Source organism: Halalkalibacterium halodurans (assembly GCF_005671335.1).
GTDB lineage: Bacteria > Bacillota > Bacilli > Bacillales > Bacillaceae_D > Halalkalibacterium > Halalkalibacterium halodurans.
Map to the genome: position 1 here is coordinate 1 of NZ_CP040441.1, position 18,510 is coordinate 18,510.

Below are 18,510 nucleotides of genomic sequence, written 5' to 3' on the forward strand. Positions count from 1 at the left end.
TGAGGACTTTGAGGATTTTGTCATCATCAAAAGACATTCTTGTAAATTATATGAAACGTCGGTTTCCTTGTCAAGATTCGTTTTTTGTAAATGATCTCCTTAGTCTATTTTACAACAACATCACTGTGGATAACATCTATCCACACACAAATGCATGTCCTCAAACTTATCGACAGATTACACACATGATCTTGTGTTGTGGATAAAAAACAAACACAGCATATTGAACCTTGTGGATAAATAGCTAGAACCCTTGCAACTACTTATTTTTTTTGCTAAGATATTATTGTTTTACACGTGGATGCCTATTTTGAACGTCAATTATTATCCACACGCTGTGTATAACTTTGTGGACAGTTGTTTACGAGCTTATCCACACAGGTGTGATTCGTGTTCATTCGACGTTTTTCTACTATATTATATTCTATCCACATCGTTTTTCAGAATTTCATATTTATCCATCACTATACACACTAGGTATACATACGTTGTACAGCCTAGTCTTTCTTTTCTTCTACTAACCTTATAAACAAATGGCTGCAGTTTATTTTTTTAAGAATAGGAGGGAGCAACGGTTGGAAAATATCCATGATTTATGGGAGCGCGCCTTGAAATCGATGGAAAAAAAGGTGAGCAAACCGAGCTTCGAGACATGGTTAAAGCAAACAAAGGCAAACAGCATTGAAGATAGCACGATCATCATAACAGCACCAAATGAATTTGCTCGGGACTGGTTGGAGAAACATTACGACGAGCTCATTTCTGAAACAATTGATGATCTAACAGGTGTTCGCCTATATCCAAAGTTCGTCATTCCGACAAGTCAACTTGATGAACCTTTCGTTGAGCAAGAATTGAAAAAGCCGATGAAACAGCCTCCAGCACAAAATGGAGAAATGCCTAATAACATGCTCAATGACAAATACACATTCGATACGTTTGTCATCGGATCTGGCAACCGCTTCGCTCACGCAGCATCACTTGCGGTAGCGGAAGCTCCTGCAAAAGCATACAACCCACTTTTTATTTATGGTGGAGTCGGTCTGGGAAAAACCCACTTAATGCACGCCATCGGACATTATGTGATGGATCATAACCCGAATGCGAAAGTCGTCTATTTGTCATCTGAGAAATTTACGAATGAATTTATTAATGCGATTCGTGACAACAAAGCGGTCAATTTCCGAAACAAATATCGAAATGTTGATGTGTTGCTGATTGACGATATTCAGTTTCTCGCAGGAAAAGAGCAAACACAGGAAGAGTTCTTCCATACGTTTAATGCGCTTCATGAAGATAACAAGCAGATTGTCATCTCAAGCGATCGTCCTCCTAAGGAAATTCCAACGTTGGAAGATCGCTTGCGCTCTCGATTTGAGTGGGGCTTAATTACTGACATTACTCCACCAGATTTAGAAACGAGAATTGCGATTTTGCGGAAAAAGGCGAAGGCTGAAAACCTCGACATCCCAAATGAAGTGATGCTCTATATAGCCAATCAAATTGATACGAACATTCGTGAACTAGAGGGAGCGCTCATCCGCGTCGTCGCTTATTCATCCCTCATTAATCAGGATATGAATGCAGATCTAGCAGCAGAAGCATTGAAAGATATTATCCCAAATGCTAAGCCGCGCGTGTTGACAATTACCGATATTCAAAAAACTGTTGGCGAGTATTTCCATGTGAAACTCGAAGACTTTAAAGCGAAAAAACGAACAAAATCCGTTGCTTTCCCAAGGCAAATTGCCATGTATCTATCGAGGGAGCTAACGGATGCCTCCCTGCCGAAAATCGGAAGCGAATTTGGAGGCCGGGATCATACGACTGTCATTCATGCCCATGAAAAAATTTCAAAGCTTCTTTCAACAGACCAAGAATTACAGGATAAAATCCAAGAGATTAGCGACAAGCTACGCTCATAGATTTGTGGGGAATGTGAATGAATCGTTCGCACTTTTGCACAGATTATCCACATGTGCAAAACTAGTAAAATAACGTTTTTTCTCTTGTTATCCACAAACTCACAAGCCCTATTACTAGTACTTCTATATTTAAATATAAATAGATTAATAATAAAAGGAGTCTTATTACGATGCATTTTGTCATTGACCGAGACATTTTTGTCCAAAATGTCAATCACGTATCAAAAGCTGTCAGTTCACGGACAACGATTCCGATTTTAACAGGAATTAAAGTTGTTGCAGATCATGAAGGGGTTACGCTCACAGGTAGCGATTCTGATATTTCGATTGAAACGTTCATCCCTCTGGAAGAAGGGGATCGTCAAAATGTTGAAGTTAAACAAGAAGGGAGTATTGTCCTTCAAGCGAAAGTCTTTGCAGAGATTGTCAAAAAGCTCCCGGAACAAGAAATTGAAATTCATGTTCAAGATTCATTTGTTACAACGATTCGATCTGGTTCTTCCGTCTTTAATTTAAACGGCTTAGACCCAGATGAATATCCTAGGCTTCCTGTACTAGAGGAAGATCACGTCTTTCGACTTCCGCAAAAAATTTTAAAAGACATCATTCGACAAACTGTGTTTGCTGTGTCCGCTCAGGAAACACGACCAGTGTTGACAGGTGTGAACTTTGAAATAGAAGACGGCATTCTCACCTGTACTGCAACAGATAGCCACCGCTTGGCGATGCGCAAAGTTCCGGTAGAAAAAAACGATGACGAGTTGCAATTTTCAAACGTCGTTATCCCTGGAAAAAGCTTGAATGAATTGAGCAAAATTTTAGATGAAAATGAAGAGCTACTTGATATTGTCGTAACAGAAAATCAAACCCTTTTTAAGTTAAAAAACATGTTATTTTTCTCTAGATTGCTTGAAGGAAAGTACCCTGTGACGAAAAATATGATTCCGAAAGAAGCAAAAACATCATTCGCTGTTCATACAAAGGCCTTTTTACAAACGTTAGAGCGTGCTCTTCTCCTTTCGAGAGAGGGTAAAAACCAAGTGATTAACTTAAAAACATTAGGAGATGGTGTCGTAGAAGTTACGGCGATTACACCTGAAATTGGGAAGGTAACTGAAAATGTGGCGACTCAAGGCTTAGAAGGGGAAGAATTAAGAATTTCGTTCAACGGGAAAAATGTCATTGATGCGCTTAAAGTCGTTGACTCTGAAAGCATCCATATTGCGTTTACCGGTGCGATGAGTCCATTTGTATTAAGCCCAACCGATCACGATCAATCACTTCATCTTTTCTCACCTGTGCGCACGTACTAGGGAATCGTCCGCGCCAGTAGAGGAATAGAAGGAAAGGTATTGGCGAGCGCTCAATAGTTTAGTACAATAGAAAAAGAGACAAACGGTTAGATCATAACGGACACAAGTAAGACAGCACTTCGACTGGAATGCTGTCTTATCTTTGCTAATGAGGCATTTGTCACGAAGAAAGCGAGGTCAATCATGTCACAACAACTACCAATAACCACATCGTACATTACGTTAGGTCAGCTGTTAAAAGAGGTCGGAGTGATTGATACAGGTGGAATGGCGAAATGGTATCTCGCCGAACACGAAGTATTGGTCAATGGAGAGTCTGAGGATAGACGAGGGAAAAAGCTCTTCTCAGGGGATTCCGTTACGCTGGCTGATGGGACTGTCATCGATTTGGTTGATGCGGAATAGAGGGTACGAACGTGCACATTGAGCGATTAACGCTAAAGCAGTTTCGTAATTATGATGAACTCGACGTATCGTTTGAACCGAACGTAAATGTGATCATCGGTGAAAATGCTCAAGGGAAGACGAATGTGATTGAGGCGATTTATTTTTTAGCACTGGCGAAATCACATCGCACCGCTCGTGACAAGGAGCTCATTCAGTGGGAAGCACCTTTTGCAAGAATCGAGGGGGCGTTTCAAAAACAGAACGGTCCACTTTCGTTACATGTTGTCCTTTCAGGAAAAGGGAAAAAAGTAAAGGTTAACGGACTTGAACAACGGAGGCTAAGTGATTACATCGGTGCCGTAAACGTCGTCATGTTCGGCCCAGAAGATTTGAATCTCGTGAAAGGTAGTCCGCAAATTAGGCGGCGCTTTCTCGACATGGAGTTAGGCCAAATGAGCCCTGTTTATTTACATCAGCTCGCAATGTACCAAAAAATCCTTTTACAGCGTAACCATTTGTTAAAGCAGCTCTTTGGCAAAGCGAATTCTGCCCCGATGCTCGACGTACTCACAGACCAACTGATTGAAGTAGCTGTAGAGGTGACGAAAAAGCGGTTTGAATTCATTCAACTGCTCCAACGATGGGCGGAAGAAATCCATCAGGCCATTTCTAGAGGGAAAGAGAAACTAGTGATTACGTATGAACCGTCCGTTCACGTATCAGAACAGTTGAATTTGTCGAAACTAAGAGAAGGATTCTATGAGGCGTACGAACAAAAGAAAGAGCGAGAACGACAAAGGGGAACGACATTATTCGGACCGCACCGGGATGATCTTGTGTTTTTTGTGAATGACAAGGACGTTCAGACGTACGGCTCCCAAGGTCAACAACGGACGACGGCTCTCTCCTTAAAGCTAGCAGAAATTGAATTGATGAAAGAGACGGTTGGGGACTACCCGATCTTACTGTTAGATGATGTGTTATCAGAGCTTGATGATTACCGGCAATCCCATTTGCTCCATGCGATTCAACATCGAGTACAAACGTTCGTGACAACGACAAATGTGGATGGGATTGATCATCAAACCTTACAGGAAGCAACGATCTATGAAGTAGAGCAAGGGTCGTTGAAAAAGAAGGGATAGGTGATAGCTCGTGTTTATTCATTTAGGCGGAGATCATGTCATTCGATCAAAAGACGTGATCGCGATTTTAGATCGTGATATGGAGCAGTCCTCGGGTGTGACGAAGGAGTATTTAGAGCATCACCAAAAGAATGGGAATATTGTTACGATATCATCTGATCTTATTAAATCGATCGTCGTTACACCAAATACGATCTATTACTCGCCGATTTCATCGGTTACGCTAAAACGTCGATCTCATGCCGTTTCAGAGCTTGATCGTTTTGGAGAAGAGGAATAAGGTGCTCATTTGCAAGTGATAAGAGAAATAACTGAACGCATGTATGCGTAGTGGAAGCGAAGGTGAACGAAAGTGACGAGGGAACAACAAGCATACGATGAAAGTCAAATACAGGTCCTTGAAGGACTGGAGGCCGTTCGAAAACGTCCAGGGATGTATATCGGATCGACGAGCAGCCGCGGACTTCATCATTTAGTTTGGGAAATTGTCGACAACAGCATTGACGAAGCGATGGCTGGCTTTTGTGATGAGATCGGGGTTGTAATCGAAGAGGATAATAGCATTACAGTTACCGACAATGGTCGAGGCATTCCTGTTGGGATTCATGAAAAGATGGGGCGTCCGGCTGTCGAGGTCATTATGACCGTTCTCCATGCAGGAGGGAAGTTCGGCGGCGGTGGTTATAAAGTATCTGGTGGTTTGCACGGTGTAGGTGCATCCGTCGTAAATGCTTTATCGACGATGCTGGAAGTAGAAGTTCACCGTGAAGGGAAAGTCCACTATCAAAAATTTCATCGCGGTGTACCTGCTGCTGATTTAGAAGTCATTGGCACGACCGATCGAACAGGCACGAAAATCCACTTTAAACCAGACGGTGACATTTTTACGGAAACAACGGTTTTCGAATATGATACTCTCGCATCACGGTTGCGTGAATTGGCCTTTTTAAATAAAGGATTGCGCATTAAGATTACCGATATGCGTGAGGAAGAAAAGTCGGACGAATTTCACTATGAGGGCGGGATCGCTTCATTTGTGGAGCATTTAAACCGCACGCGTGAGACTTTGCACGAAACGCCGATCCATATCGAAGGAGAGAAGCAAGGCGTTTACGTAGAGATCGCCGTCCAATATAACGATGGATTCACGAGCAATATTTACTCGTTTGCTAATAATATCAACACCCATGAAGGGGGAACGCACGAGTCAGGGTTTAAAACAGGTCTTACTCGTGTCATTAACGATTATGCCCGCAAGCATAATTTGTTCAAAGAAAGCGATCCGAACTTAACGGGGGAAGATGTACGTGAAGGATTAACCGCCATTATCTCGGTAAAAATTCCTGATCCTCAGTTTGAAGGGCAAACGAAAACGAAGCTAGGAAATAGCGAAGCACGTACGATCACTGATTCCCTTTTCACAGAGCATTTTTCCCGGTTTCTGATCGAACATCCGCAAGTGGCACGTAAGCTAGTTGACAAAGGACTCATGGCTTCAAGGGCTAGGGAAGCAGCGAAAAAAGCACGTGAGCTTACGCGGAGAAAGAGCGCTCTTGAGGTAAGCTCTCTCCCAGGAAAACTAGCAGACTGTTCATCACGCGACGCTTCGATTAGTGAGATTTACATTGTGGAGGGGGACTCTGCTGGCGGATCGGCCAAACAAGGCCGTGATCGGCATTTCCAAGCGATTCTCCCATTGCGCGGGAAAATCTTAAATGTAGAGAAGGCTCGATTAGATAAAATATTAGCGAACAATGAAATTCGCGCGATCATTACCGCCCTTGGAACAGGAATTGGTGATGATTTCGACATTGAAAAGGCTCGTTACCATAAAATTATTATCATGACAGACGCCGATGTGGATGGAGCGCACATTCGCACGTTGATTTTAACGTTCTTCTATCGCTACATGAGGCCGTTAATTGAACACGGATACGTCTATATTGCGCAGCCACCGTTATACAAGGTACAACAAGGGAAAGACATTCAGTATGCGTACGGTGATGCAGAGCTTCAGGAAATCTTAAGTCAGCTTCCAGATAAGGCGAAGCCAGGAATCCAGCGGTATAAAGGTCTTGGTGAGATGAATCCATCACAGCTTTGGGAAACAACGATGGACCCAGGCCAACGTACCGTCTTACAAGTAACGTTAGAAGATGCTATGAAGGCTGATGAAATTTTCGAAATCTTAATGGGTGACCGCGTCGAGCCACGTCGTGATTTTATTCAAGAGAATGCCCGCTATGTGAAAAATCTCGACATTTAACGGGGAGATGGAGGTTTAAAAATGGCAGAGCAAGATCAATCAAGAGTGAAAGAAATCAATATTAGTCAAGAGATGAAGACATCGTTCATGGATTATGCCATGAGTGTTATTGTGAGCCGTGCTCTCCCCGATGTGCGAGATGGAATGAAGCCTGTACATCGTCGGATTTTATATGCCATGAATGAGCTCGGGATGACATCCGATAAGGCATACAAAAAGTCAGCTCGAATCGTCGGTGAAGTCATCGGGAAATATCATCCGCATGGTGATTCAGCGGTCTATGAAACGATGGTGCGGATGGCGCAAGATTTTAGCTATCGCTACATGCTTGTCGATGGTCACGGTAACTTCGGTTCGATTGATGGGGATGCGGCTGCCGCGATGCGTTATACGGAAGCGCGGATGTCGAAGATTTCCATGGAACTCGTGCGAGACATTAATAAAGACACGATCGATTATCAAGATAACTATGACGGATCGGAAAAAGAGCCAGTTGTCATGCCGTCTAGATTCCCGAATTTACTTGTTAATGGTGCTTCTGGAATTGCAGTGGGAATGGCTACCAATATTCCACCACACCAATTAGGTGAAGTGATCGATGGTGTTCTTGCTTTAAGTAAAAACCCAGACATTAGTGTGCCTGAATTGATGGAACATATTCCTGGTCCTGATTTTCCGACAGGTGCTGAAATTCTTGGCCGCTCCGGTATTCGTAAAGCGTATCAGACGGGTCGTGGATCGATCACTCTCCGTGCGAAGACAGAGATTGAAGAGCATCATGGGAAACAGCGAATCATTGTTCATGAAATTCCATACCAGGTAAACAAAGCGAAGTTAATTGAAAAAATAGCCGAACTCGTACGTGACAAAAAAATTGACGGCATCACCGATTTACGGGATGAGTCAGACCGTAACGGGATGCGGATCGTCATTGAAGTCCGAAAAGATGCCAATGCCAACGTGCTGTTAAATAACTTATACAAGCAAACAGCTTTACAAACGAGCTTTGGGATCAATTTACTCGCGCTCGTCGATGGCCAGCCGAAAGTATTAAACTTGAAAGAGTGCCTCGAGCATTACCTTGCTCATCAAGTCATCGTGATTCGTCGTCGCACGGCTTTTGAGCTTCGGAAGGCAGAGGCCCGGGCCCATATTTTAGAAGGATTACGCATAGCATTAGATCATCTCGATGAAGTGATTTCACTCATCCGCAGCTCACAAACAACGGAAATCGCTCGTAACGGTTTAATGGAGCGTTTCGAACTAAGCTATGAACAAGCACAAGCGATCCTTGATATGAGGCTCCAACGATTAACCGGATTAGAACGGGATAAAATCGAAGCGGAGTACAAAGAGCTTATCGAGCGAATTGCTGAGCTAAAGGCGATTTTAGCTGATCACGAAAAAGTGTTAGACATTATTCGTGAGGAGCTGCTTGAATTAAAGGAAAAATACAATGATGAACGGAAAACGGCCATTTCCGCAAGTGAGGATATGTTTGAGGATGAGGACTTGATTCCTCGCCAAAACGTGGTCATCACATTGACTCATCATGGCTATATCAAACGTTTGCCGATTTCGACGTACCGTAGTCAAAAGCGGGGCGGTCGCGGAATTCAGGGGATGGGAACGAACGAGGATGACTTTGTTCAACACTTGTTTACAACGAACTCCCACCATACGATTTTATTCTTTACGAACAAAGGGAAAGTCTATCGTCTAAAAGGATATGAAATTCCTGAACTCGGGCGGACAGCAAAAGGAATTCCGATTATCAACTTGCTGCAAATTGAACAAGACGAGTATATTAGCACCATTATTCCGATTGAAGAGTTTACGGAGGACCATTATCTCTTCTTTATGACGAAAGATGGGATTGCGAAACGCACCCAGTTATCGTCGTTTGCCAATATTCGACGTGGCGGACTGTTTGCGATTAACTTGCGTGAAGGAGATGAGCTCCACGGTGTTCGTTTAACGAACGGTGACAAGGAGGTCATTGTTGGGACACGACAAGGAATGGCGATTCGCTTCCACGAGACCGATGTCCGTTTGATGGGACGTACGGCCACTGGGGTCAAAGGGATATCCCTCACAGGAGACGACCATGTCGTAGGAATGGATATTGTCGAGGATGGTCAAGATGTATTGATTGTTACCGAGAAAGGGTTTGGTAAACGGACGCCAATCGCCGATTACCGGATTCAAACTCGTGGCGGTAAAGGAATTAAGACGTGCAACATTACAGAAAAGAATGGCCCGCTCGTATCATTGAAGGTAGTATCGGTGGATCATGACCTCATGATCATTACAGCTAGCGGCATCATCATTCGTCTACATGTTAAAGATATTTCTGTCACTGGACGGATTACCCAAGGAGTCACGTTGATTCGTGTAGCTGAGGGGGAAGAGGTTGCAACAGTTGCTCGTGTCGATATCGAAGACGATGAGCTAGATGAAGATGAGTCGATCGAAGAGGAACGTGATGATCAAAGTGAAGTAGAACAAGGTGAGAATGAGTAAAACAAAGGTGCCTGTACGTCTATGGACGCGCAGGCACCTTTTTTGTCTTCAAAAAGGGAACAAGCGGCAGGGAGCTAGTAATAACGGCTCTACAATAAATGTTGGGGTTTTTGCACAAAAGAGGGCAAAAAAAATGCACGCAGGCTCCTTTATCCATTATCCTTGAATTGTCGAGAAACAAAGAAAGGATAGGAGCTGCGTGTACGATGAATTTTACCATGGATTTGCCCGGATTAAAAGGTGTGAAGGTCACAAAGATGGAGGAACGAGAGGGCTTTATCGCGCTCCATGTAGAAATGCCGCGAACGCCTCATCGTTGCCCATCCTGCGGGGAGAGAACCGAGAGAATCCATGATTACCGCATCCAAAAAGTTCAACATCTCAAGCTCTTTGAACGGTGGGTGTATCTATTCTATCGAAAGCGCCGGTACGCGTGCAGATGCGGGAAGCGGTTTGCGGAGAAAGCCTGTTTTGTAGAGCGATATCAGCGTCAGACAGTGGAATGGAATCAAGCGTTTCGCTTACGGCTCATTCAAGGGAAGAACTTTACGGACACAGCGAATCAATTCCAAACGTCCGTGACAACTGCCATGCGCCGGTTTGATCAATTGGCGGCCCCCCTCGTGAAGAAGGTGGATCACCTTCCTCCTCGGATTGCGATTGATGATTACAAAGGGGATACGAATGCGGGGAAATATCAAGTGATCATTGCGGATGCAGATACACGGAAGCCACTGGATATCTTACCGGATCGTAAAGCCGATACGCTTAAACGATATCTTCAAGAGAAGGGTCATCATGTAAAAACAGTCGTGATGGATCTAAGTTATACCTTCAAGTCGGCTGTTCAAAAGGCCTTAGGCCACCCGCTCATCATTGGGGATCCGTTCCATTTCTGTCGTTACATCTACTGGGCTCTGGAAGGGGTTCGCCGCCGAGTGCAAAAAGCGTTCCATCCGTATCATCGAAAACGATGTAAACGGATCAAACATCTGTTTCAGAAAGAGAGAGAAGGACTGGATGATAAGCAAAAGAAGAAGGTGGAGCGGTACTTAGAGCTATCCCCTGATTTAAGGGAAGCGTATGAGCTAAAAGAACATTTTCGTCGGTGGTATCAAGAAGCGAAGATGCAAGGAAGGGAAGGACGAATGAGCGAGGTGAAGCAAGGGCTCTACGCCTTTTACCGAAGAGTGGAGGCGAGCCCGTTAAAGGAGTTCCACCGAGCCATTCAGACGCTGAAGAACTGGCAGACCGAGATCTTGAATAGCTTCGCGTTTGGCTTAAACAATGGTTTTATTGAAGGACTGAATAATCAAACGAAGGTGATTAAGAGAAATGCCTTTGGTTTTCGGCGTTATGATCGCTTGCGAAACCGTATTCTCTTGCATCATCAATTCAAACATCAAACATTCGGGGTAGGATAAGAGGGGCTCGCCCTCCTATGCCACCCCAACATTTGACTAAGAACCGTAATAACAGACTTCACATAGAATTAGGTATTTTTACTCAATCTATAAGTCCTAAAAAGATAGACTTTTCTCTCTTTATCTAGGTATAATGGTTTAAAAGTGTAAAGGTGAGATTAACGTGAAGGTTAAATTGAACCAACTCGTTCCAGGTTGCATCGTCTTGAAACCAATTATGGCAGAAACAACGACTCCTCTTTATAAAGAGAAAACAGTTCTAACAGCGGAAGATATCCAAACCCTTTCGAAATTCCTAATAGATGAAATTGAAGTGGAGAACGTACTTGCGAATGGGGAAAAGTTTATCCCTTCCGATAACGGCTTAGGGGCCGAGGCAGCTGCCCTAATGGAAACAGGTGATCGCTTTAAGGATCGTTACATGCAAGCTGTCGCTAACTATAAGCAAGTATTTCAGGAGTGGGCAGCTGGGACCCCTGTAGAGATGAAACGTGTTCGCCACATCTTGTTACCTTTGTTTGAAGAAATCGTAGAGAAAAAAGAAGTGTTGCTTCAACTTCATCACTACAGCACGAAAGAAGATTATTTGTATCATCATGCAGTATCCGTTGGACTTCTCTCAGCGTTTCTCGGTGCCAAGTTAGGTTATGAGAAAGGGGAATGGCTAAAAATAGCGTTAGCTGGAGCACTTGCAGACTGTGGAATGGCAAAGTTACCGACGTCTCTTTTGACGAAAAACGGATTATATACACTGAAAGAAAAACATGAAATGCGTGATCATCCGAAATACAGTTATCAAATGTTGAAAAAGAGGCCTGGAATCGATGGTTCCCTTTTGTCAGCAGTATTACAGCATCATGAACGAGAAGACGGCACAGGATACCCTCTTGGCGTAAGAGGACAAAAAATTCATTTTTACGCTCAAATTCTTGCAGTAGCAGATGTCTATCATGCCATGATCTCGGAGCGAAAGTATCGGAAAAAGAAATCACCCTATATGGTGTTGGAGGATCTCGCAAAGGAGCGATTCGGCAAGTTCAATCCTCATATTGTCCATGTCCTCGTATCTCAGTTAACCCAGCTTTCGGTTCGGACAAGTGTACGCTTAACCAATAATCGTCTCGGTGAAATCGTCTTTATCGACCCGATGGCACCAACTCGTCCGATGGTACAATTGCAAAATGGTGAGATGATTTATTTAATGAAAAATTATACTGTGCACATAGAGGATGTGCTTCTTTCATGATCATAGGGTTAGAACAAAACGAAGACTGACGCAACAAGCATGAAGTCAGTCTTCGTTGTTAGCATAGAATATTGAGTAACGATTAAGTGCATCTATGTCTCTGATGTTACTAAAGGAGTTTTCTTTATATGCCAAGGATTTGCTTCTTTTTAGCGTTAAATTCTTCTTCGGAAATGATGCCATCATCCAGTAGTTCTTTATATTTTTTAAGCTCATCAGCACCAGAGGTAGACGATGATTGAATTTGCGGCGCATACAATTGGTTTTGGTACGATTCAATCAAAGCCTTTGCCCTTTTAAAGTCTTCGAATTGAGCATCATTAGCAATGCTAATTGTATTTTGATCATCGAGTGCATTGAAGGTGCTCCTGCTTTGATTTTCAAGCGACCCTTGGAACGTAAACTGGATATATCCAACTGTTATTTTTCCCATTTTTTTTAATTGGATGCTACTAATTGAACGAATACTTATCGTCTTTTCTCCTCGACCTCTCCTATGGAGCCAATTATAAATAATCTTTATTGCCTCAGGTGTAACGATTAACGTCCCATTCTTCCCTTCAAAAACATCCTCTCGCCATCCTTCTCCTTTTTCGTTTTGTTCACTTACTAGTTTTTGCTCATGTTGGAACGATTCTATTAATGCTTTTGCCTGTTCGAACTGTTTATATTGGGCTTCATCATTGATCATGATCGAATGTTCATCACCCATTGCAGCCAATGCACCTTTTTTCTTTTTCGAGCCCTCTAGAATAAGTTGAATGTACCCTTGTGCCAAAAACCTTGGCTTTTTAAGCTCTATGCTCTGAATAGACTCAAGGATAATCTCCTTTTCGCCTTCCCCTTTAGAGTGTCGATTGCCGTAGATGATTTTCACTGTTTCGGGGGTAACGACTATTGCTCCGTTCCAGCCTTCAAACATTTGTTCACTCAAAGGAATTCCTCCTCTGCATCATTTCTCTATTTTTAATACTAACATATCTTGCATTTTTTAGATTGAATGATCTGATCGTTGGCACAGATCTGGCACAAACGAGGCACAATCCTGGCAGAGCATTTCGATATTTCCCTAGTAACATGATAGTAAGCCCAAAAACGAAAAATGAGCCATGCATAAAAAATGATATAGGTGGGGGCCTTATGATTTGATTCGCTCATTTTAACTAACGGTGGGTTTGAAAGGAGGCGGTAGGTGCTGTAGGAAAGTCTCTGTTGCAAACAAATTCGCTCGTAAACTTTAAGGACCATACTAAAATTAGGAGGAATTCAAATGACAGAAAAGCGATTTGCAGGAACGAGAATCGAAGTAAATGGGATCGTGGTAGCGAAAATTACATCCTTTACACATTCATTAGAGGTTGAGGAAGCGGATGTAACTGGTTTAGGTGACGTTGACGAAGGCAGCTCGGTGTTCAGGCAAAAATTTATTGCATCTGCTATTGGAGAGACGGCTGCAATGGAAGGGGTTGTACTTGTAGATGATGCAGGGCAATCAGAGTTAAAACGTGTAGCTGAGTCTGGGCAGGATGCAGTTGTGAAGCATACAGATGAAAATGGGAATGGTTATGAGCTTACAGGCTTTTTTACAACTTATGAAGAAGAAGGTTCCGTATCAGAAGGCGTTTACACGTTCAGCGGTGAGTTCCGTGTAAATGAAAAAAGCGTTGTAAGTGGTGATGAGAGTGCCTAAACATACACAAGAAGAACGATTAAGCTTATTGGATCAAAAAGCAGATGAACTATCACGAATTCAGCAAGACCAGCTCGTGGCCGATTATGATGAAGCGATAGCTGAACATGAAAACGGTGATAAGCCGAAATATGTGAAATTTGCCGGCGAATATTTTGAGATCTCAAAAGAAATGCCGTTCCGTTTTGCAACCTTTTACTTCCGCCATTGTGTTCGTAAAGTAAAAGGGAAGACGCAAATGGAAGTACCAGAAGATAAAATGTTTGAGTTTATTGAATTGATGCTCGGAAAGAAGTTCTTAGAGCGATTAGAGCAATCGGATGCAGGGGTCCATTTCGTTTTTAAACATATTGTCCCTGACATTATGAGTATGTGGGGATATGACGTCAAATCGGACAAGCCATCAGGTGGTCAAAAAAAAACCAAGACCCGCGGATAATTATTTGGAGCTGGGGCGCGCTTGAGGCGGACTTTTGGCGATTTTATCGGATCGATCTTAATAAGGAAGCCTTTACAAACCGTCTCTCTTGGAGGCGGTTTCTCGTTTTCGTTCGAGCGCTGCCTGAGGATAGTGCGTTCCAACGGTTTTTGAGCGATCGGAAAAACCGTACGATGGCAGAATGGGACGAACAGCAATTATCTGAAAACGCGAAACGGCTAAAGGGGGGAACTAGATGGCAATAACAATTGGCTCGTCGCCTGGGATTACGTTAGACTTCGAGAAAATCCAAAAAGACGGAAAAGTGTTTCAGGACTTGGCAAGCAATCTGGGTAACATTAAGACGCACATTCAAGAGATAAATGAAAACTTAGCGAACGGGCAATTCGGTACCGTGTTTCTAGGAATGGTTGGAACTATTGGGACACTTATTGTTTCGTTTGCCTTATTAGGTCAATCCGTGGAAATATTCAGAGGGATATTTGAATCATTAAAGAGTCCAATTGCTCCTCTCACGATAGGGCTAATAAAATTCATTGCAATCGCAGGGATCATTATTGCCGTGGTAGCGGGAATTGCGGCAGGTTTAATGCACCTATGGAAGACGAATGAGGGGTTTAGAGACACGGTTTTAACAGTGTGGGAAACAATTCAACGGGTCATAACGACCGTGTTAAATGAAGTCGTCTCCTTTATTTCAGAAAAGCTCGAGATGATTAAGCAATTTTGGAACGAGCATGGGGATGCGATCAAACAGGCGGTTTCAAATGTTTTCAACGCGATTTGGGCTGTCATTCAGCCAATTATGGATATGATTTTGGCGATTATGCAGTTTGTGTGGCCATTTGTACGTGAATTAATCATAGGGGTTTGGAACAACATTAAAGGCGTGATTGACGGTGCTTTATCGTTCATTATGGGGTTGATCAAAACCTTTACGGGTCTTTTTACAGGAGACTTTTCATTAATGTGGGAAGGGCTAAAACAAATGTTCATGGGGGCTCTACAATTCATTTGGAATCTCATTCAGCTATGGCTTGTCGGCAGAGTGTTAGGGATTCTCAAAGTGTTTATCGGCCGTTTCATCGGCCCATTAAAAACGATGTGGTCGAACGTACGCGGTATTTTCAGTACAGGGTTAAATGCGATTAGGAACTTCTTTACGAACATTTTTAACTCGATTCGAAGTACCGTAGGAACTATCATGAACAGTATAAGGACAACGATTCAAAACGGTATTAATGCAGCTGTTCAAGTTGTAATGGGCTTCTTTTCTCGTTTTCGTGAAGCTGGGCGCAACATCGTGACAAGTATTGCTGATGGGATTCGAAGCGCCATTGGTGCAGTTACAGGAGCCATTTCAAGTGTTACGAGTAAAATTCGAAACTTTCTTCCGTTTTCTCCAGCGAAGGAAGGACCATTGCAAGACATTCATCGGTTGAACTTCGGAGGACCGATTCGTGATTCGATTGATGGTGATCTTCCAGAAATCCAATCATCTTTGACGAGAGCATTACACGTTCCGGACGTTGGGATCGGCCAAGTTGGTTCCAGTCCGCTTTTGATGCGCCTCATAAAAAGTTTGGATGCACTTGGACTTAATGGCAATCATGGGATGCTAGCAGGTGCTGGATCAGAAAAAGTAATCATTGAAGTTCCGGTACATCTTGAAGGGAAAGAAGTCGCGAGAGTAACAGCCCCTTATATGGATACGGAACTTGGGAAGCGGAGAATTTCAACGGTAAGAGCAAGAGGAGGTCGTTAAATGTTTATTTACGATGGATTTGATTTTTCGCCTTACTTGACCGTCAACTCAATTAAGCGGCCACTTCTTCCACCCCAAGAACTAAGCACGATGTCCATCTATGGCAGACATGGAGATTTCTTTTTCCGAAAGCAGCATGGAGCTGTGACGTTAGTCGTCTCTGTAACGATTCGAGACCAAACAGTGGATGGGTATCGGAACCGAATCAGGGAGCTTGCGGGGCACTTGAATAAAAGCGAGCCGAAACCACTCATTTTTAAAGATGAGCCAGACAAATTTGTTCGTGCCTTAATGACAGATGAATCAGATCTTGAAGAGCTTGTGATGATGGGGCAAGGGGAGTTGAGCTTTTACTGCCCAGATCCTTATTTTTATGCGATTGAAGATGAAGTCTTCACATTTTCAGGAGCCGGAAGTTATGACTTTTCACGGGAAAAGGGAACAACAGAATCGTTCCCCCTTATTGAAATCAGGGGAGAAATCGGGTCAACAGGAGAAGTAACTATTGAAACCGATGATACGCGACTAACCTTTAACGGACTGCTCTCACGTGGTGACATTTTAACGTTGGATAGTCACTATCTTACGGCTTATATTCAAAAGCCAGATGGTTCGCAAGTGTCAGCGATCAATGAGCTTGACCGAATGGATTTTCCAGTGTTGAAAACAGGCGTCAATCACATGGCGATCCGTGCCACCGGAGAGGCTGATGTCCATGAAGTACAGATGATGTCCCGAAGTCGCTGGCTTTGAGGTATGTCAAAGGATGATAAGAACGCTCTTTGCTGAAGAGCGTTCTTATTTGATCTTGGTAAGCTCGAAAACAGCTCTTCGCAAGAAGACACTAGTGAAGGAATGAGAATTTTGATTGTGGGAGGTTGAAAGGGGCATGTACTCATATAACCAGCTAAGACGAGTAACGTTTAATCAGCTAGGCCGCATCGCCTACAACAGTCGTTCTTCTCCTCGTAGAAGGGCTGTTTTTGAACGATTAGCGGGAGCAAGGCCAGTCGTTTTGACACAGGAACGTGAACGGCTAGCTGTTTTAGATCATGCGAATGACATTATACTGGAACAGGAGATTAATGGCATTGACACAGTGACGTTTAACATTCCATTTTCTGATGAGAAAAATCAATTTATTCAAAATGAACACCTGATTCAAATTATTGATGACTATTACATTATTCGTAAGATTACCCATAGTCGAGGGAGTCAAGGGGTGCCAATAACAGAAGTGTACGCGGAAGCCCTCTGGTATGATTTGCAGTTCGCGGAGCCGATGGACATTTCGGAGTGGGAAGGCCGAGCCCCAGCAATCGTCATGGCCGATATTTTACGGGGGACGGATTGGAGTGTCGGTCGAGTTGAATTAATGAATGTGAGGAACGTCTCAGTGGAACCGGGAGTGACGAACAGGTTGGCCGCATTAAGTCAGTTGCCAGAAGTGTATGGGGGGGAGCTTCACTTTAATTCAGAAGCAATGACCGTTGACTTTCTCGCTCCTGTTGGCAGACAATCAGGAGCTGCTATTGTGTATGAGAAAAACATTCACTCCATTGAAGCGATCTATGATACGGAAGATCTCATCACCCGCATTTATCCGTACGGAAAAGAGAACCTGTCGATTGAGGATATAAATGACGGGGTTCCATACTTGGACATTCGAGACGATCCGTCTTACGAGTTTACGGATAAGCTGAGGGTGAGAATATTAAAAGACGACCGATTTACGAATCCGTTTCATCTGCGGGAAATGGCAGAGGAAGCGTTGAAAGTCTTAAGTCAGCCGCGGACATCCTATCATATTAAAGCAGCTGATCTCTCGGAGATGGCTGGAATGAGTCATGAGCAATTTTTTCTTGGAGATGAAGTCAGGGTATATGATAAAGAACTCGGCATTGATATTGCTACGAGAATTATGGCATGGCAATACAATGTCGCTGAACCGTGGAATACGGAAATAATGCTTGAATCCAAGCAGCCAACGTTATCCGATCTATTAACAGGGATTCAAGAAGGTACTGGATTTTTACAGTCAGAGGACACGGTTGACTCATCCGATATGTTGGAGCTATCTGTTTTTAATCATATTTTAAATAGCCGTGCAGACGATGGGTTCCATTATTGGACAAATTCAGGCTGGGAAATTGATGCTGTGAATGGTTACAGCGGCAATGCTTCGTTCAAGGCAACCGGAACGACTGGAAGAAAGGTGTTAAGTCAGACTGTTTATCCAGCTCATCGAGATCATTATGCGATTTCGTTTCGGAGTGCAACGAAAGAATTTCAGACGAATGACGGCGGTCGGGTCGGCCTTGAGATCATTGTTCGCTATGATGACGGAACAGAAGATGAACCAACGTTTATTTCGTTAACGTAAGGAG

Annotated in this window: 16 protein-coding genes; 15 read left to right on the forward strand and 1 reads right to left on the reverse strand. The window is 43.3% G+C overall.

What is annotated here, in order from left to right; all coding sequences use genetic code 11:
• Positions 1-575 precede the first annotated feature (575 nt).
• From dnaA to FED51_RS00045, 9 genes are all read left to right on the forward strand, one after another.
• Positions 576-1,925 (forward strand): chromosomal replication initiator protein DnaA, encoded by a 1,350-nt coding sequence (dnaA, locus tag FED51_RS00005; protein WP_053432356.1) that lies wholly within the window; start codon positions 576-578, stop codon positions 1,923-1,925.
• 170 nt (positions 1,926-2,095) lie between these two features.
• On the forward strand, positions 2,096-3,238 hold the full coding sequence (dnaN, locus tag FED51_RS00010; protein WP_053432355.1) for a DNA polymerase III subunit beta: 1,143 nt from the start codon (positions 2,096-2,098) through the stop codon (positions 3,236-3,238).
• A 183-nt stretch (positions 3,239-3,421) separates the two neighbouring features.
• The gene (gene yaaA, locus FED51_RS00015; protein ID WP_010896187.1) at positions 3,422-3,643 is read left to right on the forward strand and encodes a S4 domain-containing protein YaaA; all 222 of its coding nucleotides are present in this window, start codon (positions 3,422-3,424) and stop codon (positions 3,641-3,643) included.
• An 11-nt stretch (positions 3,644-3,654) separates the two neighbouring features.
• Positions 3,655-4,770 carry a DNA replication/repair protein RecF gene (gene recF / locus FED51_RS00020; RefSeq protein ID WP_053432354.1) on the forward strand — a complete coding sequence of 372 codons (1,116 nt, stop codon included), beginning with the start codon at positions 3,655-3,657 and terminating at the stop codon, positions 4,768-4,770.
• Between the two features lie 10 nt (positions 4,771-4,780).
• Entirely contained in the window at positions 4,781-5,050 is a 270-nt protein-coding gene (gene remB / locus FED51_RS00025; protein ID WP_053432353.1) for an extracellular matrix regulator RemB, read from the forward strand.
• A gap of 72 nt (positions 5,051-5,122) precedes the next feature.
• Positions 5,123-7,036 (forward strand): DNA topoisomerase (ATP-hydrolyzing) subunit B, encoded by a 1,914-nt coding sequence (gyrB, locus tag FED51_RS00030; RefSeq protein ID WP_010896190.1) that lies wholly within the window; start codon positions 5,123-5,125, stop codon positions 7,034-7,036.
• A 21-nt stretch (positions 7,037-7,057) separates the two neighbouring features.
• Positions 7,058-9,559, forward strand: a complete 2,502-nt coding sequence (gene gyrA / locus FED51_RS00035; RefSeq protein ID WP_053432352.1) for a DNA gyrase subunit A — start codon at positions 7,058-7,060, stop codon at positions 9,557-9,559.
• A 206-nt stretch (positions 9,560-9,765) separates the two neighbouring features.
• Complete coding sequence (locus FED51_RS00040) at positions 9,766-10,983, forward strand: ISL3-like element IS651 family transposase (RefSeq protein WP_138090122.1); 1,218 nt, start codon at positions 9,766-9,768, stop codon at positions 10,981-10,983.
• A 163-nt stretch (positions 10,984-11,146) separates the two neighbouring features.
• Positions 11,147-12,229, forward strand: coding sequence for an HD-GYP domain-containing protein (locus FED51_RS00045; protein ID WP_053432351.1), 1,083 nt, complete (start codon positions 11,147-11,149; stop codon positions 12,227-12,229).
• A gap of 124 nt (positions 12,230-12,353) precedes the next feature.
• On the opposite strand, the gene FED51_RS00050 is transcribed toward FED51_RS00045, so the two are convergent.
• On the reverse strand, positions 12,354-13,163 hold the full coding sequence (locus FED51_RS00050; protein WP_053432350.1) for an SHOCT domain-containing protein: 810 nt from the start codon (positions 13,161-13,163) through the stop codon (positions 12,354-12,356).
• A 336-nt stretch (positions 13,164-13,499) separates the two neighbouring features.
• On the opposite strand from FED51_RS00050, the gene FED51_RS00055 reads away from it, so the two are divergent.
• From FED51_RS00055 to FED51_RS00080, 6 genes are all read left to right on the forward strand, one after another.
• The gene (locus FED51_RS00055) at positions 13,500-13,919 is read left to right on the forward strand and encodes a hypothetical protein (RefSeq protein WP_010896194.1); all 420 of its coding nucleotides are present in this window, start codon (positions 13,500-13,502) and stop codon (positions 13,917-13,919) included.
• Entirely contained in the window at positions 13,906-14,358 is a 453-nt protein-coding gene (locus tag FED51_RS00060; protein WP_138090124.1) for a hypothetical protein, read from the forward strand. Before FED51_RS00055 ends, FED51_RS00060 begins: the two co-directional genes overlap by 14 nt.
• A 2-nt stretch (positions 14,359-14,360) precedes the next feature.
• Entirely contained in the window at positions 14,361-14,603 is a 243-nt protein-coding gene (locus tag FED51_RS21700) for a Gp15 family bacteriophage protein (RefSeq protein ID WP_407901391.1), read from the forward strand.
• Entirely contained in the window at positions 14,594-16,123 is a 1,530-nt protein-coding gene (locus FED51_RS00070) for a phage tail protein (protein ID WP_053432349.1), read from the forward strand. The genes FED51_RS21700 and FED51_RS00070 overlap by 10 nt, the downstream gene beginning before the upstream one ends.
• Positions 16,124-16,876 (forward strand): distal tail protein Dit, encoded by a 753-nt coding sequence (locus FED51_RS00075; RefSeq protein ID WP_053432348.1) that lies wholly within the window; start codon positions 16,124-16,126, stop codon positions 16,874-16,876. It begins immediately after the preceding gene.
• Positions 16,877-17,012: 136 nt separating this feature from the next.
• Positions 17,013-18,506: a phage tail spike protein gene (locus FED51_RS00080; protein WP_010896198.1), complete on the forward strand. Its 1,494-nt coding sequence runs from the start codon at positions 17,013-17,015 to the stop codon at positions 18,504-18,506.
• Positions 18,507-18,510 lie beyond the last annotated feature (4 nt).